The following is a 23,111-nucleotide window of genomic DNA, read 5'->3' on the forward strand; positions in this document are numbered from 1 at the left end:
CAGTCGGGCAGTCGGGCAGTCGGGCAGTCGGGCAGTCGGGCAGTCGGGCAGTCGGGCAGTCGGGCAGTCGGGCAGTCTACTTTTCTCCCGAGTTCACACAACCAACGCCGCCCACGCCAAATAAAAAACCCCCGCATGGCGGGGGTTTGGGTTTGCTCTCTGGTCAGCCGATGCTGCAGGGCTTCAGGTTCCAGATCCGATCCACATAGTCCTGGATGGAGCGGTCGGAGTTGAACTTGCCCATGGTGGCCGAGTTGATGATGGCCTTCTTGGCCCACAGTGCCGGATCCCGATACCAGGTATCGATCAGCTTGTGTGCTTCCGAGTAGGAGGCAAAATCGGCCAGCGTCAGGTAGGGATCCCCCCCTTCCAGCAAGGAGCGCTTGATGGAGGAGAGCTCACCCGGACGACCCGGCGTGAAGTAGTCGGTATCAAACCAGTCCAGCACGGCTTTGAGCTCGGAGTTGGCGTAGTAGAAGTCATAAGGGTTGTAACCACGCCCCTTCAGTGCCTTCACCTCGTCCACGTTCAGACCGAAGATGGCGCAGTTCTCGGCCCCCGCCTCTTCGGCGATCTCGATGTTGGCGCCGTCCAGGGTACCTATGGTGATGGCACCGTTCAGGGCCATCTTCATGTTGCCGGTACCGGAGGCTTCATAACCGGCAGTGGAGATCTGCTCGGAGACGTCGGCCGCCGGGATCAGCTTCTCGGCCAGGCTCACCCGGTAGTTCGGCATGAACACCACTTTCAGCTTGCCCTGAATGCGGGTGTCATTGTTGACCCGCTCCGCCAGCTTGTTGATGGCGTAGATGATGTCCTTGGCCAGCTTGTAACCGGGCGCCGCCTTGGAGCCGAAGATGAACACCCGCGGATGCATGTCGTAGTCCGGGTTGGCCAGCAGACGACGATAGAGCGCCATGATGTGGATGAGGTTCAGTTGCTGGCGCTTGTACTCGTGCAGACGCTTGATCTGGACGTCGAAGATCGCCTCGGCACTGACCTCGATACCGGTTTCCGCCTTGATGACCTTGACCAGCTTCTCCTTGTTGTGGCGCTTGATGGTCATGAACTGCTTCTGGAAGGCCTTGTCGTCGGCAAACTTGGTGACGCTGCGCAGCTTGTCCAGTTGCAGCGGCCACTCCTTGCCCACCACTTCGTTGTAGAGTTCGGCCAGTTCCGGGTTGCAGGCCAGCAGCCAGCGACGCGGAGTCACGCCGTTGGTGACGTTGCACATCTTCTCCGGCCACAGCTCGGCATACTCGGGGAAGAGATCTTCCTTCACCAGCTTGGAGTGGATCTCGGCCACGCCGTTGACCTTGGAGGAGCCGATGACACACAGGTTGCCCATGCGCACCTTGCGCACAGCACCCTCTTCGATAATGGAGAGCTTGGCCTTGATGGCGTCGTTGCCCGGCCACTTGGGCTCCACCAGCTCGCCCAGGAAACGGGCGTTGATTTCGTAAATGATCTCGAGATGGCGCGGCAGCACCTTCTCGAACAGGCTGACCGACCACTTCTCCAGCGCTTCCGGCAGCAGGGTATGGTTGGTGTAGGAGAACACCTGGTAGCTGATGGCCCAGGCCGCTTCCCAGGTCAGCCCCTCTTCGTCCACCAGCACCCGCATCAGTTCGGGGATGGCGACGGTGGGGTGGGTATCGTTGAGCTGAATGGCGATCTGGGCGGCAAAGTTGCTGAAATCGGCGCCATGCACCCGCTTGTAGCGACGCATGATGTCCTTGATGGAGCAGGCACAGAAGAAGTACTGCTGGATCAGGCGCAGCTCTTTGCCCGCGTCGGTCTCGTCGTTCGGATAGAGTACCTTAGAGATGGTCTCGGCCTGGGCTTTTTCCGCCTGGGAGTCGATATAACCACCGGCGTTGAACACGTCCCAGTCAAAAAACTCGGAGGCGCGAGACTCCCACAGGCGCAGGATGTTGACGGTATGACCGCCAAAACCGACTACCGGGATATCCCAGGGCACCCCTTTGATCTTGCGACCGGCGTGCCACACCTTCTTGAGGCCGCCGTTGTCACCAAACACGGTCTCCACGTAACCGTAGAGCGGGATCTCCTGCACCGATTCCGGGCGGCAGATCTCCCAGGGGTTGCCATATTCACGCCAGGAGTCCGGACGCTCAATCTGACGGCCATCCTGAATTTCCTGACGGAACAGGCCGTGCTCATAGTGGATGCCATAGCCGACCGCCGGGTAGTTCAGGGTCGCCAGCGAATCGATGAAGCAGGCGGCCAGACGGCCCAGGCCACCGTTACCGAGTGCCATGTCGGGCTCTTGTTCACACAGATCGGTCAGTTCCAGACCGAGTTCGCCCAGCGCCTCTTCGCAAATCTTGTACAGGGAGAGGTTGTGCAGGTTGTTGGAAGTCAGGCGCCCCATCAGGAATTCAGCAGAGAGATAGTGAATTGCACGAGTATCTTTCTTGAAGTGAGTCTGCTGAGTGCGGGTCAGGCGCTCGTACACCTGTTCGTTGACGGCGGCTGCGGTCGCTTTCCACCACGCTTCTGGCGAGGCTTTCTGTTCGCTTGTACCCAAGGTAGAACGCAGGTGACGCACGATACTCGCCTTGAGCTGATCTTTATCCAGTTGGAGATCCTGGTCTGTCTTCTTCTTGGTAGCCATAAACCATTTCCTTCGTTACAGAATAATAAATTGTTATCCCATCAGGGACCGGTGCTGTTGTTATCTGAGAATATGTTCCGGCGTGGGCATACTAGCTAAAGCCGCAGCTTGAAAAGTTAACGCAAGTCACACTTTAACGTATAAAAATGACAGTTCAAGTTTGAAAACCCTTTCCTGAAACCTGCAAATACAAACCCATCATTCTCTTTAAAATCAAAATCTTAAGCCCATGATGCAAATATAAATTCATGAATAGGTTTTCAATGATTGCCAAGCGCTGAAAATCCATGAAAATAGCTGAAAATTCAGCGCACATTGAAAACGATTTCAATGTGCGCCATTCATGAAAAAATAGAACAGTGCCATTCGGGGAGTGTTCGCCACTCAACCGTGAGCCTTGAACTGGTTGCTCATGGGATCGTAGTGGTAGCCAATCTGCAACAGGCGGGTGGCAAGCTGGTCTTCAGTCATGTCGTAATAGGCCAGCAATTCCTCCAGCCCGTCGCACTCCAGCCGCAGCTTCTCATTGATGATCCCGAGCAGGATATTGGCATCCAGTCGTTGCAAGGTGCTGACGTCCATCCTCATCTCTCCTCTGTACAGGACATACTGTATAACCATGGGCGTCCCTGCCCGCTTTGTCCATAGCCTGAAAAACACCCACCTCAAGGTTGAAATTTATATCCTTTAAAATCAGAAGTTTAATTTCATTCATTACCGTTCAGATCACATTTTTGGCCACAAACGGCTTGTCACTGCTGCGAACAACAACTACTGTATACACATACAGCATGGTTATTCATACAGGAAAGCATATGAGCCAGCCCATGAGCCACACCCTTGTCTCCGTCGCCAGCATGAGCAGCCCCTGGCCCACCCGCCATCAGGGCAAGCAGGACGAATATCGCCACTCTGCGAGCCTCACCCGGGAGCCGCCGCTGCTCGATGAGCTGGTGCGCTTGAGCCAGGGTGACACGGGCTGGATCTTGCTCATTGCGCCACCCGGTCTGCCCGTGGCCAAGCAGTTGCAGGCACAGGGGATCAATCCGGCTCGGGTACTGGTGGTACACAGCCCCAAGATCAAGAACTGGCAATCCACGCTGGAGCAGAGCCTGGGCAACGGCCGCTGCGCCGCCGTGCTGACCTGGCTGCCGGAACAGGTCACGCTGGATCGGGCCAAGCTGAGCACGCTGGGGCAACGCTGTGGCGTATTGACCCGTTTCTTCGAGCCAGTCGCCTCCTCTACCGCTCATGGTGGTTCGCTGGTCTATGGCGGACAGGATGTCTATCTCAATCACTGACCCCCAACCGTGTGAGGAGATGGGTTGTTCAGCTAGATTGATGATGACTTTTTAATTGGGTGATGAATCGTTTGCCAATCACAGAGTAAAAAGAGCCCTTGCCACCAGACAACCGTGGCAAGGGTGAAGAGGCGCCAGCCGACTGACAGACCTGGGTTCCAGCGTTGACAGCCTTGTGCACCACGCACAGAGAGCGTCAGTTGGCAGTTGGCAGTTGGCAGTTGGCAGTTGGCAGTTGGCAGTTGGCAGTTGGCAGTTGGCAGTTGGCAGTTGGCAGTTAAAATTCGCACGACAGACACGCAGACGAAAAGAAAAGGCGACCCTGGGGTCGCCTTCGTTTTGTTTGTTATGGCTGAGGCTGCATGACGGCCACATCCATGGCAGTCGCGCATTGCACCGGTGCATGCACTCAGGGCATAAAGACCCGTCTCCATACCGCAGGTGAACAGCCCTCAGACATCTTCAACTCACGCCAGCTTGCCATCGAGCTCGGCAATCTTGGCAGACCAGTAGGCCGGCCCGGTCTCGTGGATATTGTTACCCTGGGAGTCGACCGCCACGGTTACCGGCATGTCCTCGACTTCGAACTCATAGATGGCTTCCATGCCCAGATCGGCGAAGGCCACCACCCGCGCCTTCTTGATGGCCTTGGCCACCAGATAGGCGGCACCACCGACGGCCATCAGATAGACGGCCTGGTGCTGCTTGATGCTCTCGACCGTCTTGGGGCCCCGCTCAGACTTGCCGATCATGCCGATGAGACCGGTTTCCCCCAGCATCATGTCGGTAAACTTGTCCATCCGGGTGGAGGTGGTCGGGCCGGCCGGGCCGACCACTTCGTTACGCACGGCATCGACCGGGCCCACGTAATAGATGAAGCGGTTGGTGAAATCGACCCCTTCCGGCAGCCCCTCACCTTTTTTCAGCATGTCGGCAATGCGCTTGTGAGCGGCATCGCGACCGGTGAGGATCTTGCCGGAGAGCAGCACGGTATCCCCGCTCTTCCAGCTGGCGAGCTCTGCCTTGGTGATGCCGTCGACATTGACCCGGCGCACGTTGCCGCCGGCCGAACGGGTGATCTCCGGCCAATCTTCCAGTTTCGGCGGGGTCAGCTCGGCCGGGCCGGAACCATCCAGCTCGAAGTGGACATGGCGGGTAGCCGCGCAGTTGGGGATCATCACCACCGGTTTGGATGCGGCATGGGTCGGGGCGGACTTCACCTTCACGTCCAGCACGGTCGTGAGGCCGCCGAGGCCCTGGGCACCGATGCCGAGCTTGTTGACCTTGTCGTAGAGCTCAACCCGCAGCTTCTCCTCTGTGGTCTCGGGACCACGAGCGATCAGCTCCTGGATGTCGATGTGCTCCATCAGGGCCTCTTTGGCCAGCACCGCCGCTTTTTCGGCAGTACCGCCGATGCCGATGCCCAGCATGCCGGGCGGACACCAGCCGGCCCCCATGGTCGGCACTGTCTTGAGCACCCACTCGACGACGTCGTCGGAGGGGTTGAGCATCACCATCTTGGATTTGTTCTCGGAGCCGCCGCCCTTGGCAGCGATGCTCACTTCCACCTTGTTGCCCGGGATCATGTCGATGTGCACCACGGCCGGGGCGTTGTCTTTGGTGTTCTTGCGGCTGCCGGCGGGGTCGGCCAGCACGGAGGCGCGCAGCGGGTTGTCCGGATTGGTGTAGGCGCGGCGCGTCCCTTCATCCACCATCTCCTGCACCGTCATGTCGCTGTCCCACTGCACCTGCATGCCGATCTTGACGAAGCAGGTGACGATGCCGGTATCCTGGCAGAGCGGACGATGACCTTCGGCGGACATGCGGGAGTTGATCAGGATCTGGGCCAGGGCATCCTTGGCGGCCGGGTTGATCTCCCGGTCATAGGCGGCCTTGGCGGCATGCACGAAATCGAGGGGGTGGTAGTAGGAGATGTACTGCAGGGCGTCGGCGATGGAATCGATAAAATCCTGTTTTTTAATGATGCTCATATCATCCTCACTGGTCCTTGTCTCCCGTGTGGGTTGGAGCAAGGGCTTCCATATGAGCCGTGCTTCGGTGGGGTGGTGCCAGGCGGTCTGCCTGTCTGCCCGATAAGACAACGGCGCGTTTTTTCTAAAAATTCCGGCGCCTATGATACGCTTGCCACCCCCGTACCGGCTAGGGAGCAGGCTGTAAACTGTTGCCTGTGTAACAAAAAATGAAACCAACGCTGCATATCCACCATTTTGAACACCAGATGGCGCTCCATGCGCTGTTCGCCCGCCTTCACCACCTGCCCTGGGCCATGTTGCTGGGATCCGCCGGCCCGCTGGGTGCGGATAACCGCTTCGATATCATCACCGCCGATCCGCTGGCCACCCTGCAGACCGACGGGGCGCTGACCCGCATCGAGCAGGGAGAGCAACACGAGTCCAGTGAAGATGATCCGCTGACCTTGCTGGCCCGGTGCCAGCGCGACCTGCTGGGAGAGATCACCACTCAAGCGCCCCCCCTGCCCTTCATCGGCGGGGCGCTCGGCCTGTTTGGCTATGATCTGGGCCGCCGCTTCGAGCGTCTGCCAAACCTGGCCGCCCGCGACGTCACCATCCCTGACATGGCGGTCGGCATCTATGACTGGGCCCTGCTGCGGGAGGTGGCAACGGGCAAATGGCAGCTGGTGCACTGGGGCGACGAGGCCGGCCTTGCCCGCCGGCTGCAGTGGCTGGAGGCACAACACGAGCTTGCCGCAGACCCCTTCGCTCTTGCAGGCGCTTGGCGCAGCAACATGAGCCGCGCCGAATATGGCGACAAATTTGCCCGGGTGCAGGCCTATCTGGCGGCAGGGGATTGCTATCAAATCAACCTGACCCAGCGTTTCAGCGCCCCCTATCGAGGTGACGAGTGGCAGGCTTACCAGGCGTTGTCACGGGCCAACCGCGCCCCCTTCTCGGCCTTCCTGCGCTTGCCGCAAGGGGCCATCCTGAGCCTCTCCCCCGAGCGTTTCCTGCTGCTCGACCAGCGCCACATCGAGACCAAGCCCATCAAGGGCACTCGCCCGCGGCTGGCCGACCCTGCGCTGGATCAAGCCAGTGCCCGCGAGCTGGCGGAGGCCGACAAGGACAGATCGGAAAATCTGATGATCGTGGATCTGCTGCGCAACGACATCGGCCGAGTTAGCCGGCCCGGTTCGGTCAGCGTGCCCAGCCTGTTTGCGGTGGAATCCTTCCCGGCGGTGCACCATCTGGTTTCCACTATTCACGGCGAACTGGATGCCCGCTGGCAGGGCGTGGATCTGCTGCGTGCCTGCTTCCCCGGTGGCTCCATCACAGGCGCCCCCAAGATCCGGGCCATGGAGATCATCGAGGAGCTGGAGCCCCAGCGGCGCAACGCCTACTGCGGCAGCATCGGCTACCTCAGCCAGCACGGCCGGATGGACACCAGCATCTGCATCCGCACCCTGATCGCCGCACAGGGCCAGCTCCACTGCTGGGCTGGCGGCGGCGTCATCGCCGACTCCGACGTGGACGACGAATATCAGGAAACCTATGACAAGGTGGCCCGCATCCTGCCACTGCTGGACGCACTGCGTTGAAAACCTGACAAAATGATCTCAGCGATTTGAAGGAGTGAAGAAGAATCGAGATGGAACGAGCCGAACTGCTGACCCGCTTTTTGTTGCAACGCCCCGCCCCCGCCCACCGGCTGACGGTGGCCGGGCTCAAGCCCGCCGCCGTGCTGCTGCCGCTGGTTGAACGGGCCGACGGCCTGCAATTGCTGCTGACCCGGCGCAGCCCGCACCTGCGCCACCACGCGGGACAGATAAGCTTCCCCGGTGGCAGGCAGGATCCGGACGACCGGGACCTGATCCACACGGCGCTGCGGGAAACCCAGGAAGAGCTGGGCATAGTCCCGGCCCAGATAGAGGTGCTTGGCACCCTAGCGCCCCTCAACACCGTCTCGCAATATGACGTGCTACCGGTGCTGGGACTGGTGGCGGCCGACTATCAGCTCACCCTGAGCCGGGACGAGGTCGACCAGGCCTTCGAAGTGCCGCTCAACCACCTGCTGGACCCGCGCCACCATATCACCCTGACCATTCCCAGAGCCAATCACCTGCACACCATCTACTGGATCCCCTGGCAGGACCATTTTATCTGGGGTGCAACCGCCAGCATGATCCGCCAGCTGTCACGGCAACTCTCCAGATAACATATTGCCAACAAATGCCTGTGCAATATTTATGCGTTAACACTAAAATAACGTAGTGTTTTATAAAAAATAATTGATTAATTCTTCTTTCGATCACATTTCCATAAAAGAGTGCGGTTTTCAGTCCCATAAAGGTGAATTTGATCAACATTTTTGATTAAAAAACCCGTATCCTTGCGCCGATTCTATAAAAACCACAATTCAGGGGTGAGACACATGTCTAATACTGTCACCGGCGCACAGGATGTTGCGACCTCACAGGAGCAAGGAACCCGCTCAGTCCAATCGCGTGGTTGGACCAAACAAGACACTCGCTGGGTAATCAGCCTGTTCGGTACCGCCGTCGGCGCCGGCATCCTGTTCTTGCCCATCAACGCTGGCATGGGCGGCTTCTGGCCGCTGGTGGTCATGGCGCTGCTGGTCGGCCCCATGACCTATCTGGCACACCGCGGCCTCGCCCGCTTCGTGCTCTCGTCAAGCAAACCCAATGCAGACATCACGGAAGTGGTGGAAGAGCACTTCGGCGTGGGTGCCGGCAAATTAATCACCTTGCTCTACTTCTTCGCCATCTACCCCATCGTGCTGATCTACGGGGTGGGCATCACCAATACCGTGGAAAGCTTCATGGTCAACCAGCTGCAGATGACGGCGCCGCCGCGCTGGATCCTCTCCATCGTGCTGATCATGGGCATGATGTCGGTGATGCTGGCTGGCGAGAAGCTGATGCTCAAAGTGACCGAGTTCCTGGTCTACCCGCTCATCGCCATCCTGGTGGGGATCTCCTTCTACCTGATCCCGGACTGGACCGGTGCCGCCCTCTCCCAGGTGCCGTCCGGCAAGGACTTTGCCATCACCCTGTGGCTGACCATCCCGGTGCTGGTGTTCTCCTTCAACCACAGTCCGGCGATCTCCAGCTTCTCCCTGGCCCAGCGCCGCGATCATGGCGAGCAGGCGGTCGAGAAGTCTGACGCCATCCTCAAGCGCACCGCCACCATCCTGCTCGGTTTCGTGATGTTCTTCGTCTTCTCCTGCGTGATGAGCCTGACCCCGGCACAGCTGGCCGAAGCCAAGTCCCAGAACATTGCCGTGCTCTCCTACCTGGCCAACCAGCACTCAAGCCCCATCATCTCCTACTTCGGTCCGCTGGTGGCGTTCGTGGCCATCGTCTCCTCCTTCTTCGGCCACTACCTGGGTGCCCGTGAAGGCCTGAAGGGGATGATCGTCCAGAACCTGCGCAAGTCAGGCAAGGAGCCGAACCACAAGAAGGTCGAGATCTTCATCATCGCCTTCTTCATCCTGACCCTGTGGGGCACAGCTGTGATCAACCCCTCCATCCTCGGCATGATCGAGTCGATGGGCGGTCCCATCATCGCCACCATCCTGTTCATCATGCCGATGTACGCCATCAAGCGCGTGCCGGCCATGGCGAAGTATCAAGGCCACATCAGCAACGTCTTCGTGGCCGTGATGGGGATGACTGCCATCTCCGCCATTCTCTACCAGCTGATCGGCTGACACTGACAGAGACCAGCAACAATGCCAGCCGGGTAACCGGCTGGCATTTTTTTATGGTGCCAACAGCAGCAGATGATGGCTCTCCGGCAGGCGAGCAAGCACAGGTATGTGAGCCGACTAACCACTCGCAAAGCATCGGCCCTCCTCCCCATCCCGACGATTCCCCCTCTACCCGTTAGCGCCCCTCGAATAGCAACCAGCAACAGCCTACCCGGAGCGCGGGCCCCCTTATGCAAGCCGGAGCAAACAGCCTGCCTGGCAAGCCGTTTATCCGTGCTCTTGATGTGCCTGCCGTATCCACTTCAGCCTGATCCCCTCATCTCCTGCAGATGCGGATCGGACCAGCACCCAGACCGCCAGACAATAAAAAAACGCCCTCGAATGAGGGCGTTTTCAGTGCTGTGAAAGCTGTGCTATCAGGCTTCGCTGTTGGGCACCGGCGCGGCATCCAGCAGGGTTTCATCTTCGGCCATGCAGGCCGCGGCGGTGAACAGCACGTCGGTGGAGCTGTTCAGAGCCGTCTCTGCAGAATCCTGCAGTACCCCGATGATGAAGCCCACGGCTACCACCTGCATGGCGATGTCGTTGCTGATGCCAAACAGGCTGCACGCCAGCGGGATCAGCAGCAGGGAGCCGCCGGCCACGCCGGACGCACCGCAGGCACTGATGGTGGCGACCACGGAGAGCAGAATGGCGGTCGCCAGATCCACTTCCATCCCCAGAGTGTGTACCGCCGCCATGGAGAGCACTGTAATAGTGATGGCGGCACCGGCCATGTTGATGGTGGCACCCAGCGGGATGGAGACCGCATAGGTGTCTTCCGGCAGGCGCAGCTTCTCGGCCAGCGCCATGTTGACCGGGATGTTGGCGGCGGAGCTGCGGGTAAAGAAGGCGGTCACGCCGCTCTCTTTCAGGCAGGTCAACACCAGCGGATAGGGGTTGCGCTTGATCTTCCAGAACACGATCAGCGGGTTGACCACGAAGGCGATGAACAGCATGCAGCCGATCAGCACCACCAGCAGTTGGGCATAGCCGAACAGGGCGTCAAAACCGGTTTCCGCCAGGGTGGAGGCAACCAGGCCCAGAATACCGAGCGGCGCGCAGCGGATCACCGCTTTCACAATGGTGGAGACGCCGTGGGACAGGTCGGTGATCACCGCTTTGGTCCCCTCGCTGGCGTGGCGCATGGCGATGCCAAGGCCGATGGCCCAGGCCAGGATGCCGATGTAGTTGGCGTCCAGCAGCGCCTTGACCGGGTTGGTCACCACGTTGAACAGCAGGGTCTGCAGTACCTCGGTGATGCCGCCCGGCGGGGTGATCTCGGCACTGTTCGCCACCAGGTGCAGGTTGGAGGGGAACAGGAAGCTGGCCACGACGGCCACCGCAGCCGCCAGGAAAGTTCCCAGCAGATAGAGCAGCAGGATCGGCTTCATGTTGGTTTTTTGACCCTGCTTGTGGCCGATGATCGCCGCCATCACCAGTACGAAGACCAGCAGCGGCGCCACCGCCTTCAAGGCGCCGACGAACAGGCTGCCGAGCAGACCCGCCGCTTTGGCCCATTCCGGCATGAACATGGCAAGGAGGATACCGAAGACCAGACCGACAAGGATCTGGCTAACCAGGCTGGTGCTGTTGACCAGTCTTATGAGGGGGTGTTGTTGTGTCATCAAATAGTCCCTGAGCACCTAAGTGCGTGAATCATTAGTCCTGTTGGCAACCGCTACGCCAGGCGACACCCATGTCACGGGCTGGCGTCGTCTGCCCCGGCAAGCCTTCTGTCGAGCCTGTCCGGAAACACACGGGGTTGCGGACAAGGAATATCCCATCTGCAGCCGCTTTTTTCCACAGAATCACTGAAAAATATCCGGTTTACCTCACAAAAAAACCACAACAATGCGATAACACAATATCAACAGCATTCAAATGGATGCCGTTTTCCCTCGCTTGGCCATCCAGACACTCCACGGCGGTGGTATCATGACGGTTTTTGCGCTGGAGCCCTGCCATGATCTCATCCCTGTTGACCCGTCACTTTGGCTTCGATCGGTTAAGACCGGGACAGGAGGCGGTGATCAGCCGATTACTGGCCGGCCAGAGTGCCGCCGCCATCTTCCCCACCGGTTCAGGCAAATCCCTCTGCTATCAGTTGCCGGCACTGGCCCTGCCCCACCTGACCCTGGTGATCTCCCCCCTGATCGCACTGATGCACGATCAGCTCGCCTTCTTGCGCAGCAAGGGGATCGCCGCCGCCACCCTCGACTCCAGCCTGACAGCGGAGGAGAGCCGCCGGGTGATGCAGCAGGCCAACGACGGCCAGCTCAAGATCCTGATGATCTCGGTGGAGCGCCTCAAGAACGAGCGCTTTCGCCGCTTCATCCAGCAGGTGCCGCTGTCAATGCTGGTGGTGGATGAGGCCCACTGCATTTCGGAATGGGGCCACAACTTTCGCCCCGACTACCTCAAGCTGCCGGACTATCGCCGCGAACTGGCCATTCCCCAAGTATTGCTGCTGACGGCCACCGCCACCCCGGCCGTGATGACCGACATGCAGGCCAAATTCGACATCGAGGATGACGGGCTCATCGTCACCGGCTTTTATCGCGCCAACCTGGACCTGGCCGTCGTTCCCCTGCCCGCCGAGGCGCGCGATGGCTGGCTGCATGGGGAACTGGCGCGCGATCCCGCCGCCCCCACCATCATCTACGTCACCCTGCAACACACTGCCGAAGCCTGTGCCGACCAGCTGCAGCAGCGCGGGATCAGGGCCCGAGCCTATCATGCCGGGCTCGACGCCACCTTGCGCAGCCAGATCCAGCACGACTTCATGACCGGCAAGCTGGATTGCATCGTGGCCACCATCGCCTTTGGCATGGGCATCGACAAGGCCGATATTCGCCGGGTGATCCATTACGATCTGCCCAAGTCCATCGAAAACTACAGCCAGGAGATAGGCCGTGCCGGCCGCGACGGCCAGCCTTCCCGCTGCATCGTGCTGGCCAATCGCAGCCAGTTGCCGGTGCTGGAGAATTTCGTCTATGGCGACACTCCGGATCGCTTGGCCATCGTCGCGCTGCTCGAGATCCTGCTGCAAAACGGCAGCGAGTGGGAATTCAGCCTGCTGCGTCTATCCAATGAGACCAACATCCGCCAACTGCCGCTCAAGACCCTGCTGGTCTATCTGGAGATGGCGGGCATCATAGCCCCGGCCTACAGCTACTTTGCCGAGTACCGTTTCAAGTTCGTGCTGGAGAAAGCGGAGATCCTGGCCCGCTTCAATCCGGAGCGACGCCTGTTCCTGGAGCAGCTATTCGCCTGCGCCCCGCAGGCCCGCAGCTGGTGCACCATGGACTTCGATGCGCTCTGGCAAGGCTATCAGGGGGAGCGGCACCGCGCGGCGGCGGCCTTGGACTACCTGCAGCAGCAGGGCTGGATCGAACTGGAAAGCAAGCAGATGACCGAGGTTTACCGGGTGCTGCGCCAGGAGATTGACGTAACTACCCTGGCCGATGAGCTGCACAACTTGTTTGAAAAGAAAGAACAAAGCGAGCTGGCCCGTCTGCAGGCATTGCTGGGTTTCTTTACCTCAAGCAGTTGCCTGAGCCATGAGCTGGCACGCTACTTTGCCGATCAGGCTGCGCCCACTCATTGCGGGCACTGCTCGGTCTGTCGGGGCGAGGTGGCAGAGCTCCCTCCCTTGCCCGGCCGGACACTGCCCAATGAACAGGGACTAAAAGCCTGGTGCGATCCCCTGGTGGCCCTGTGTCACACCCGGCATCCGCGCATCCTGACCCGCTTTCTGTGCGGCATCGCCACGCCGCTCACCACCCGGGTCAAGGCGAAAAGCCTGGCCGGATTTGGCCAGCTGGCATCCCACCCCTTCGCCGACGTCCTGGCGGCGGTTTCCCGCATTTATCCGCTCCACCACGATCACTAGCTCACCAGACAGCGTCGATTGCGCTGAAAAAATAAGACCCTCGCATTTGCGAGGGTCAAGCCAACGGAAACGTGCTTAAACAGAGCTTTGTATCGGCAACCAGCCACTCTCTTGCTAAAGCGCTGACTGCCCGACACAGGGCCAATCTAGAGCAGTCGCAATGTAGCGTCAATGTAAAAATTAGAGCTAAAACACCAAACAATTAACTTTACGTGCACGTAAACGTAATGCCATTTCTGCTGCGTGGCGCGCTCCCCCTTGCCCTGACTGCGCTTGCGACAGCCGGCCAGGAACAATGCGGTGCAGTTTCCATTTTTTGACAAACATTTATTTTTTATGTCTTTGACATTTGCCTCACTATCATGGCAAAAATAATTTAACAGTCAGTAACATAGGTGTGTCACTGATTGCGCCTTCCCGCATCGGGTCGGGAAGTACCCTTGCAAATTTAAACCAATAGTTGGTGATGGATTACTGGGGGCTGTTGACTAGGCTTAATGAGGTAAACAGAACAAAAGTAGTGATCCACTCTTTTCAGGGTAAGCGACTATAACGAGGGCAAAGTTATGGGCATCTTCGAGCATTATCAACAGCGATATGAGAAAGCCAGGGAAGAGGAATACAGCATCCAGGAGTTCCTGGATATGTGTAAGCAGGACAAGTCCTGCTACGCCTCCGCCGCCGAACGTCTGCTGACCGCCATCGGTGAGCCTGAGATGGTCGACACCTCTGCCAATCCCAGACTCAGTCGTCTTTTTTCCAACCGCGTCGTGGCACGCTATCCCGCCTTCAAAGACTTCTACGGCATGGAAGAGGCCATCGAACAGATCGTCTCCTATCTCAAACACTCCGCCCAGGGGCTGGAAGAGAAGAAACAGATCCTCTATCTGCTGGGCCCGGTCGGCGGTGGTAAATCCTCGTTGGCAGAAAAACTCAAATCCCTGATGCAGAAGGTGCCTATCTATCGCATCAAGGGGTCACCGGTCAACGATCACCCCTTCTGCCTGTTCGACATTGAAGAAGATGGCGAGCTGCTGGAAAAAGAGTACGGCATCCCGCGCCGCTACCTGCGCCCTATCATGTCCCCCTGGGTCGCCAAGCGGCTGCACGAGTTTGGTGGCGACATCACCAAGTTCAAGGTGGAGAAGGTCAACCCCTCCATCCTCGACCAGATTGCCATCGCCAAGACAGAACCGGGCGATGACAACAACCAGGACATCTCCTCCCTGGTCGGCAAGGTGGACATCCGCATGCTGGAGCACTTCGCCCAGGATGACGCCGACGCTTACTCCTACTCGGGCGCGCTGTGCAAGGCGAACCAGGGGATCATGGAGTTTGTCGAGATGTTCAAGGCGCCCATCAAGGTGCTGCACCCGCTGCTGACCGCCACCCAGGAGGGCAACTACAACGGGACCGAGGGGCTCTCCGCCCTCCCCTTCGACGGCATCCTACTGGCTCACTCCAACGAATCCGAGTGGCAGCAGTTCCGCAACAACAAGAACAACGAGGCGTTCCTCGACCGGGTCTACATCGTCAAGGTGCCTTACTGCCTGCGGGTGTCGGAAGAGGTGAAGATCTACGAGAAGCTGCTGGTCAACAGTGAGCTGACCGATGCCAAGTGCGCCCCGGGAACCCTGGAGCTGCTGGGCCAGTTCTCCGTGCTGTCGCGCCTCAAGGAGCCGGAAAACTCCAGCATCTACTCCAAAATGCGGGTCTATGATGGCGAAAGTCTCAAAGACACCGATCCCAAGGCGAAGAGTTATCAGGAGTACCGCGATTACGCCGGTGTCGACGAGGGGATGAATGGCCTATCCACCCGCTTTGCGTTCAAGATCCTCTCCCGCGTCTTCAACTTCGACCACGCGGAAGTGGCGGCCAACCCGGTACACCTCTTCTATGTGCTGGAACAGCAGATCGAGCGCGAGCAGTTCCCGCAGGAGCTGCACGACCGCTACCTTGAGTTCATCAAGGGCTATCTGACCCCGCGCTACGTGGAGTTCATCGGCAAGGAGATCCAGACCGCCTACCTCGAGTCCTACTCCGAGTACGGTCAGAACATCTTCGATCGCTACGTCACCTACGCCGATTTCTGGATCCAGGATCAGGAGTACCGTGACCCCGAGACCGGCCAGCTGTTTGACCGCGCATCCCTCAACAGCGAGCTGGAGAAAATTGAAAAACCCGCCGGGATCAGCAATCCGAAGGATTTCCGCAACGAAATCGTCAACTTCGTGCTGCGTGCCCGCGCCAACAATGCAGGCCGTAACCCCAACTGGACCAGTTACGAGAAGCTGCGCACCGTGATCGAGAAGAAGATGTTCTCCAACACGGAAGAGCTGCTGCCGGTTATCTCCTTCAACAGCAAAACCTCGGCCGAGGAGCAGAAGAAGCACGATAACTTTGTCGAACGGATGATGGAGAAAGGCTACACCCGCAAACAGGTGCGTCTGCTCTCCGAGTGGTATCTCAGGGTACGCAAGTCATCCTGACCCTGACTGTTCAAGGGGGAGTTATGGCGCATTTTATCGACCGCAGGCTCAACGGCAAAAACAAAAGCGCTGTCAATCGGCAGCGCTTCATCCGCCGCTACAAGAAGCAGATCAAACAAGCGGTCTCTGATGCTGTCTCCAAGCGCAGCATTCAGGACGTGGATACCGGCGAGAGCATCAGCATCCCGACCAAGGACATCGGCGAGCCCCATTTCCATCAGGGGCAAGGCGGTAAACGGGAGATGGTGCACCCCGGCAACGATCAATTTGTCTCCGGCGACAAGATTGACCGCCCCAAGGGAGGAAGTGGCGGTCAGGGCTCCGGCGAAGGGCAGGCTTCCAATCAGGGAGAGGGGGCGGACGACTTCGTCTTCCAGATCTCCAAGGATGAGTATCTGGACCTGCTGTTTGAAGATCTGGAACTGCCGAGGCTGCAAAAAACCCAGCTCAATCAGCTGATGGAAGTCAAAACCTACCGGGCGGGTTACACCTCCAACGGGGTGCCCGCCAATATCAACGTGGTGCGTTCACTGCAAAACTCGCTGGCCCGCCGCATGGCGCTGCAGGCGGGCAAGAAACGCCAATTGCACGAGTTGGAGGATCGTCTCGCCCTGTTGGCCGCCGATCCCACCGAACACTTTGCGGAGATGGCCCAACTTGAGAAGGAGATCAGGGAGCTGAAGAGGCGGATCGATGCGGTGCCCTTTATCGACACCTTCGATCTCAAGTTCAACAACTTCGTCAAGCGGCCCGTGCCTTCCAGCCAGGCGGTGATGTTCTGCCTGATGGACGTGTCAGGCTCCATGGATCAGGCCACCAAGGAGATGGCCAAGCGTTTCTATATCCTGCTCTATCTGTTCCTGAGCCGGACCTACAAGAACGTCGAAGTGGTCTACATCCGTCACCACACCCAGGCCAAGGAAGTGGACGAGCACGAATTTTTCTACTCCCAGGAGACGGGCGGCACCATCGTCTCCAGTGCGCTCAAGATGATGAACGACATCATCAACGAACGTTACCCCGCCAACCAGTGGAACATCTACGCGGCACAGGCGTCAGATGGTGACAACTGGGCCGACGACTCGCCGCAGTGCCGGGAGATCCTGGTGCGGGACATCATGCCGCGGGTGCGGTACTACTCCTACATCGAGATCACCACCCGTGCTCACCAGACCCTGTGGCACGAGTATGAGTCGGTAGCCAGCCAGTTCCCCCACTTCGCGATGGAGCATATTCGCAAGGTCGAGGATATCTATCCGGTATTCCGGGAGCTGTTCAAAAAGCAAGCGGCTTGAGGGAGGTCATATGGTAGAAACCGCAAGAAAAGTAGCGCCGCTGGACGATGGCCCGGACTGGAACTTCGACCTGCTGGACATTTACCATCAAGAAATAGCCCGGGTCGCCAAATTCTATCGACTGGACACCTACCCCAACCAGATAGAGGTGATCACGGCGGAGCAGATGATGGATGCCTACTCCAGCGTCGGCATGCCCATCGGTTATCAGCACTGGTCATTCGGCAAGCGCTTCATCCATACCGAGCGCAACTACAAACGTGGCCAGATGGGGCTAGCCTACGAGATCGTCATCAACTCGGATCCCTGCATCGCCTATCTGATGGAGGAGAACACCATGCCGATGCAGGCCCTGGTGATGGCCCACGCCTGCTACGGCCACAACTCCTTCTTCAAGAACAACTATCTGTTCAAGGCCTGGACAGATGCCTCTTCCATCATCGACTATCTGCTGTTTGCCAAGAACTACATCACCGAATGCGAAGAGAAGCACGGCATCGACGCGGTGGAGAAATTGCTCGACTCCTGCCATGCGCTGATGAACTTCGGGGTGGATCGTTACAAGCGGCCTCAGAAGATCTCCATGGCCGAAGAGAAGCGACGCCAGAAGGCACGGGAAGACTATCTGCAGACCCAGGTCAACGAGCTGTGGCGCACCCTGCCCAAACAGCATAAGGCCTCCGGGGTGGAAGACAGGCGCTATCCGGCCGAGCCGCAGGAGAACATTCTCTATTTCATCGAGAAGAATGCCCCCCTGCTGGAGCCCTGGCAGCGCGAGATCGTACGTATCGTGCGCAAGATCAGCCAGTACTTCTACCCGCAGAAACAGACCCAGGTGATGAACGAAGGGTGGGCAACCTTCTGGCACTACACCATCCTCAATCACCTCTATGACGAGGGCAAGATAAGCGATCGCTTCATGATCGAGGTGCTGCACAGCCACACCAACGTGGTCTATCAGCCCCCCTACAACAGTCGCTACTACTCGGGGATCAACCCCTACGCCCTCGGCTTTGCCATGTTCACCGATCTGCGCCGCATCTGCGAGCACCCGACCGAGGAGGACAGATACTGGTTCCCCGACTACGCCGGCAGCAACTGGGTGGAGACGCTGCATTTCGCCATGCAGAACTTCAAGGACGAGAGCTTCATCAGCCAGTTCCTGAGTCCCAAGGTGATGCGCGACATGAAGCTGTTCGCCATCGATGACGACGATCTGAAGAACTATCTGAAGGTCTCGGCCATCCACAACGACGAAGGCTATCGTCAGGTGCGCAACACCCTGTCAGCCCAGTACAACCTGAGCAATCTGGAGCCCAACATTCAGGTCTACAACGTGGCGGTGAAGGGGGATCGCTCCCTCACCCTGCGCTATGTGCCACACAACCGGATCCCGCTGGGGGACTCCCGTCACGAGGTGCTCAAGCACCTGCACCAGCTGTGGGGCTTCGATGTGATACTGGAGCAGGACAATGGCGAACTGCCTCCCGACATCATAGGGCGCTGTCCGGAGAAGAAGCCGGTCTAATCCCCTCACCTTGCAGCCATAAAAAAACGCGCCAGTCGGCGCGTTTTTCTTGCATCAGAACAGGCTCAGTTGTCGCAGAGATTGCTCGGCATGTCCTGGCGCAGACGGGTCCAGAGTTTGCCGGACTCGATGCCGTATTGACGCACTGTCATGAACACGGCCTCGTGATTCTTGGTCTCGGCCAGGTTAAGCAGGGTCTTGTAGTAGGCATCCGCGGTTTCACGCGCCTGCTTGTCGGAGAAGTAGTAGCGGCCAACCCGGCTGTACAGCCCTTTGAAACCGTTCAGGATCAAGGCGTAGATGGGGTTGCCGGAGGCGAACGACAGCTGATGGTGCAACCGGTAATCGAAGTCCGCATAGGCTTCGGCGCTGTTCTCCACCTCGGCGGCGCCGCGCAGGATCTCGGCGGCCTGCTCCGGGTTGTTGCGGATCGCGCCACGAATGAAGATGGTGCAGATGTTGGTGCGCGCCGACAGCAGCTGAGCCACCAGATCCGGTACCTTGTCCTGATCGAGGCGAGCCAGGGTCTCCAGAATGTTGAGTCCCGAGGTCTCCCAGAAGTTGTTCACCTTGGTCGGTTTACCATGCTGGATGGTGAGCCAGCCATCGCGGGCCAGACGCTGCAGCACTTCACGCAAGGTGGTTCGGGTCACGCCAATCAGCTCGGACAGCTCGCGCTCGGCCGGCAAGATGGATCCTGGAGGAAAGCGATTGTTCCAGATGGACTCGATGATGTATTCCTCGGCAAACCCTGCGGGGCTCTGCGCTTTTATGACCATGTAGTGACTCTGTTGTAGTACGTAAAAAAGGCTCACGAATAATAGCAAAGCAGGGAGGGCTGGCAAGCAGAAGGTCAGTCCTCTGCTCACATCGGCGGGTGATTTTGTTAAAAAAATGTATTTCAGCCGGCGATGGGTGCCAGCCAACCCCTGGATTGCCCATAAAACCACCATACTCATGGGCAAGGGCGACTATGTTATTTATAGTTAATGCTCTTTTTGATTAAAATCATGAGGAATCAATCTGATAAGGGACAACATCCGGATGTTCTGGTCGAGCCTGTCTTGACTGCATAGACGCAGATACCAACCACAAAACAGAGACCCATTATTATGCCAATCAGCTTAGGGCAAGCCTTTGCCAGGAACTTTCTGGGCAACGCCCCCCAGTGGTACAAGGCCGCTATTCTTCTATTCCTGCTGATCAACCCGATCGCCTTTTATCTCGATCCCTTCATGGCCGGCTGGCTGCTGGTCGTCGAGTTCATTTTCACCCTGGCCATGGCCCTCAAGTGCTATCCGCTGCAACCCGGCGGCCTGCTGGCCATCGAGGCAGTGCTGATCGGCATGACCTCGGCACAGCAGGTCAAACACGAACTGGTCGCCAATATCGAAGTGCTGCTGCTGCTGGTCTTCATGGTGGCCGGCATCTACTTCATGAAGCAGCTGTTGCTCTACGTGTTCACCAAGCTGCTGATCCGGATCCGCTCCAAAACGATGCTATCCCTGGCGTTTTGTCTGGTCTCCGCCTTCCTGTCAGCCTTCCTCGATGCCCTCACCGTGATTGCCGTGGTGATCAGCGTCGCCACCGGCTTCTACGCCATCTATCACAAGGTCTCCTCCGGCAAGGAGTTTGGCCACTCCCACGATTACACCGATGATGGCACCGTCAACGAGCTCAATCGTCAGCACCTGGATGACTTTCGCGCCTTCCTGCGCAGCCTGATGATGCATGCCGCCATCGGTACTGCCCTCGGTGGCGTCTGCACCCTGGTGGGAGAGCCCCAAAACCTGATCATCGGTGAACAGGCCGGCTGGAACTTCGTCGAATTCGCCATTCGCATGTCTCCGGTCACGGTTCCGGTGTTTATCTGCGGTCTGCTGACCTGCGTCCTGGTCGAAAAGTGTCGCTGGTTTGGCTATGGCGCCAAATTGCCGGACGCGGTACGCCGCATCATGGAGGATTACAACCGTTATGAAGAGGCCGAGCGCACCGCTCAGGACAAGGCCAAGCTGATCGTGCAGGCGGTGATCGCCCTCTGGCTCATTCTGGGGCTTGCCCTGCACCTGGCGGCGGTGGGCCTCATCGGTCTGTCGGTCATCGTACTGGCCACCTCCCTCACCGGCATCACCGAAGAGCACTCCCTCGGCAAGGCATTCCAGGAGGCACTGCCCTTTACCGCCCTGCTGGCCGTCTTCTTCAGCGTGGTCGCCGTCATCATCGATCAGCAGCTGTTCAAGCCGGTTATCCAGTGGGTACTGGCCGCCGAGCCGGACGCCCAGCTCGCGCTCTTCTATCTGGCCAACGGCCTGCTCTCCATGGTCAGTGACAACGTCTTCGTCGGCACCGTCTACATCAACGAGGTGAAGACCGCCCTGCTCAACAATGCCATCAGCCGCGAGCAGTTTGAGCTGCTGGCGGTGGCCATCAACACCGGCACCAATCTGCCGTCGGTGGCCACCCCCAACGGCCAGGCCGCCTTCCTGTTCATGCTGACGTCGGCACTGGCGCCGCTGCTGCGCCTCTCCTACGGCCGGATGGTGTGGATGGCGCTGCCCTATACCCTGGTGCTGGGTCTGGTGGGTTTCTTCTCGGTGGAGTTTCTGCTCGGCCCGCTCACCGACTGGTACTATCAGGCCGGCTGGCTGACGCTCGACAATGCCGCGCCTGCGGTACTGTCCGCACTCTACTGAGTGCCATGAGGGCCCGCCAGGGCCCTTTCTTTTTGGCCCCTGCTCTGCTCTAATTCAGCCACTGTTTTTTCTGTGAGATCAACCAGATGATAGAGTTTCTGCGACGTATAGCCGCCCATCGCCTGGCATGGGGCCTGCTTGCAGCCTCCGCCCTGTTCCTCGAGTTGAGCGCCCTCTTCTTCCAGCACGTGCTGGGTCTGCATCCCTGCGTCATGTGTATCTATGAGCGGCTTGCCACCCTCGGGGTCCTCATGGCGGCGCTGCTCGGCATGGTGGCTCCGCAGAAATGGTATGTGCGCTGGAGCGCCCTGCTGATGTGGGGCGCCAGTGCCTTCTGGGGCCTGAAACTGGCGCTCAAGCATGTGGATTATCAGGTAAACCCCTCTCCCTTCAATGTCTGCGAAGGGTTTGTCGACTTCCCGAGCTGGGCACCGCTGGATCAGTGGATCCCCTGGATGTTCTTCCCGGATGGCGACTGCAGCGAGGTCAGCTGGCAGTTCCTGAGCTTCTCTATGCCCCAGTGGCTGGTGGCCATCTTCGCCGCCTACCTGCTGGTGTTCGTGGTGGTGGCCATCGGCAACCTGGTCAAGGGGCGCTGCTGCAACTAGGTCGGAGCAACATCATCCGTCATGAAAAAGGGAGCCAGTGGCTCCCTTTTTCATGAAGATAGCGGGTGGCACCTTGCCCCCTGATATCGTTCTTCAATGTCTCGCTCCCCTGCCAACCATCCTAGTGATTGCCTGCTTGCTCGCCGATTGACCTTTCCTCCAGACTCATCAATGAGCAATCAGAACCTGCTCAAACAAAAAAGGGAGCCTGCGGCTCCCTCTCATGACACGGCCAACAAGGCTGACTCAGGAAGCCACCTTGCCGGCGTTGAGCTTGGCTTTCACCATGCCGATCACCATGGGCAGCAGCGAGATACCGATGATGCCGAAGATGAGCAGGGTAAAGTTCTGACGCACCACCGGCAGGTTGCCGAAAAAGTGGCCGGCGTAGACGAAGGAGATTACCCACAAGAGTCCCCCCACCAGATTGAACGCCAGGAAGCGCGGATAGGTCATGGCCCCCATGCCCGCCACGAAGGGGGCGAAGGTGCGCACTATGGGCAGGAAGCGGGTGATGATGATAGTCTTGCCGCCGTGTCTGGCGTAGAAGGCGTGGGTCTTGTCCAGATAGTCCCGCCGGAAGATCTTGGAGTCCGGGTTGCGAAACAGCTGCTCGCCGAAGAAGTGGCCTATGGTGTAGTTCACCACGTTGCCGAGCACGGCAGCGATGATCAGCACGACCGCCAGGGTGTGCACGTCCAGCACGCTGCCCACGGTGAGGGCACCGGCGGCAAACAGCAGGGAGTCACCTGGCAGGAAGGGGGTGACCACCAGTCCGGTCTCGCAGAAGATGATAAGAAACAGGATGGCGTAAACCCAGATACCGTAGTTTTCAAACAGCTCTTTCAGATGCACGTCAACGTGCAGGATAAAGTCGATTGCAAAGAGGATCAGATCCATTTTTCCATACTCATGATGT

16 protein-coding genes are annotated in these 23,111 nt (G+C 58.7%); 10 read left to right on the top strand and 6 right to left on the bottom strand.

From position 1 onward, the window contains the following. Nucleotides 1–163 precede the first annotated feature (163 nt). Together G5134_RS10735 and G5134_RS10740 are read right to left on the bottom strand one after the other, a co-directional pair. Complete coding sequence (locus G5134_RS10735; protein ID WP_005300394.1) at nucleotides 164–2,638, bottom strand: glycogen/starch/alpha-glucan phosphorylase; 2,475 nt, start codon at nucleotides 2,636–2,638, stop codon at nucleotides 164–166. 384 nt (nucleotides 2,639–3,022) lie between these two features. Further along, nucleotides 3,023–3,220: a DUF4250 domain-containing protein gene (locus tag G5134_RS10740; protein WP_005300391.1), complete on the bottom strand. Its 198-nt coding sequence runs from the start codon at nucleotides 3,218–3,220 to the stop codon at nucleotides 3,023–3,025. A 233-nt stretch (nucleotides 3,221–3,453) separates the two neighbouring features. On the opposite strand from G5134_RS10740, the gene G5134_RS10745 reads away from it, so the two are divergent. Further along, nucleotides 3,454–3,939, top strand: a complete 486-nt coding sequence (locus G5134_RS10745) for a cell division inhibitor (RefSeq protein WP_065017701.1) — start codon at nucleotides 3,454–3,456, stop codon at nucleotides 3,937–3,939. A 467-nt stretch (nucleotides 3,940–4,406) separates the two neighbouring features. On the opposite strand, the gene G5134_RS10750 is transcribed toward G5134_RS10745, so the two are convergent. Beyond that, nucleotides 4,407–5,930, bottom strand: coding sequence for a fumarate hydratase (locus G5134_RS10750; RefSeq protein WP_065017702.1), 1,524 nt, complete (start codon nucleotides 5,928–5,930; stop codon nucleotides 4,407–4,409). Nucleotides 5,931–6,178: 248 nt separating this feature from the next. Between G5134_RS10750 and pabB the strand changes: the two genes are divergently transcribed. The 3 genes from pabB to G5134_RS10765 all read left to right on the top strand — a co-directional run bounded on the left by pabB (nucleotide 6,179) and on the right by G5134_RS10765 (nucleotide 9,645). After that, entirely contained in the window at nucleotides 6,179–7,513 is a 1,335-nt protein-coding gene (gene pabB, locus G5134_RS10755) for an aminodeoxychorismate synthase component 1 (RefSeq protein WP_065017703.1), read from the top strand. A 50-nt stretch (nucleotides 7,514–7,563) separates the two neighbouring features. Next, complete coding sequence (locus tag G5134_RS10760; RefSeq protein WP_065017704.1) at nucleotides 7,564–8,130, top strand: CoA pyrophosphatase; 567 nt, start codon at nucleotides 7,564–7,566, stop codon at nucleotides 8,128–8,130. Between the two features lie 216 nt (nucleotides 8,131–8,346). Beyond that, nucleotides 8,347–9,645: an HAAAP family serine/threonine permease gene (locus G5134_RS10765; RefSeq protein WP_065017705.1), complete on the top strand. Its 1,299-nt coding sequence runs from the start codon at nucleotides 8,347–8,349 to the stop codon at nucleotides 9,643–9,645. 416 nt (nucleotides 9,646–10,061) lie between these two features. Here the strand turns inward: G5134_RS10765 and sstT are convergent, their stop codons facing one another. Next, the gene (gene sstT / locus G5134_RS10770; RefSeq protein ID WP_065017706.1) at nucleotides 10,062–11,312 is read right to left on the bottom strand and encodes a serine/threonine transporter SstT; all 1,251 of its coding nucleotides are present in this window, start codon (nucleotides 11,310–11,312) and stop codon (nucleotides 10,062–10,064) included. Between the two features lie 338 nt (nucleotides 11,313–11,650). Between sstT and G5134_RS10775 the strand changes: the two genes are divergently transcribed. The 4 genes from G5134_RS10775 (at nucleotide 11,651) to G5134_RS10790 (ending at nucleotide 18,891) form a co-directional block, all read left to right on the top strand. Beyond that, entirely contained in the window at nucleotides 11,651–13,579 is a 1,929-nt protein-coding gene (locus G5134_RS10775) for a RecQ family ATP-dependent DNA helicase (protein ID WP_065017707.1), read from the top strand. A gap of 566 nt (nucleotides 13,580–14,145) precedes the next feature. Further along, nucleotides 14,146–16,068 carry a PrkA family serine protein kinase gene (locus G5134_RS10780; RefSeq protein WP_005300364.1) on the top strand — a complete coding sequence of 641 codons (1,923 nt, stop codon included), beginning with the start codon at nucleotides 14,146–14,148 and terminating at the stop codon, nucleotides 16,066–16,068. Nucleotides 16,069–16,091: 23 nt separating this feature from the next. Then, entirely contained in the window at nucleotides 16,092–17,363 is a 1,272-nt protein-coding gene (locus G5134_RS10785) for a YeaH/YhbH family protein (RefSeq protein WP_065017708.1), read from the top strand. A gap of 10 nt (nucleotides 17,364–17,373) precedes the next feature. Continuing rightward, complete coding sequence (locus G5134_RS10790) at nucleotides 17,374–18,891, top strand: SpoVR family protein (RefSeq protein WP_005300359.1); 1,518 nt, start codon at nucleotides 17,374–17,376, stop codon at nucleotides 18,889–18,891. A gap of 65 nt (nucleotides 18,892–18,956) precedes the next feature. On the opposite strand, the gene fadR is transcribed toward G5134_RS10790, so the two are convergent. After that, nucleotides 18,957–19,670, bottom strand: a complete 714-nt coding sequence (fadR, locus tag G5134_RS10795) for a fatty acid metabolism transcriptional regulator FadR (RefSeq protein WP_005300356.1) — start codon at nucleotides 19,668–19,670, stop codon at nucleotides 18,957–18,959. 333 nt (nucleotides 19,671–20,003) lie between these two features. Between fadR and nhaB the strand changes: the two genes are divergently transcribed. Beyond that, nucleotides 20,004–21,584 carry a Na(+)/H(+) antiporter NhaB gene (nhaB, locus tag G5134_RS10800; protein WP_005300353.1) on the top strand — a complete coding sequence of 527 codons (1,581 nt, stop codon included), beginning with the start codon at nucleotides 20,004–20,006 and terminating at the stop codon, nucleotides 21,582–21,584. An 86-nt stretch (nucleotides 21,585–21,670) separates the two neighbouring features. Next, a complete protein-coding gene (gene dsbB / locus G5134_RS10805) occupies nucleotides 21,671–22,192 on the top strand; it encodes a disulfide bond formation protein DsbB (RefSeq protein WP_005300350.1) in 522 nt (173 codons plus the stop codon). A gap of 246 nt (nucleotides 22,193–22,438) precedes the next feature. Here the strand turns inward: dsbB and G5134_RS10810 are convergent, their stop codons facing one another. Beyond that, complete coding sequence (locus tag G5134_RS10810; protein ID WP_065017709.1) at nucleotides 22,439–23,092, bottom strand: DedA family protein; 654 nt, start codon at nucleotides 23,090–23,092, stop codon at nucleotides 22,439–22,441. Nucleotides 23,093–23,111 lie beyond the last annotated feature (19 nt).

The sequence above is a fragment of the Aeromonas sp. 600276 genome, assembly GCF_049175815.1.
In the GTDB taxonomy this organism is placed as follows: domain Bacteria; phylum Pseudomonadota; class Gammaproteobacteria; order Enterobacterales; family Aeromonadaceae; genus Aeromonas; species Aeromonas dhakensis.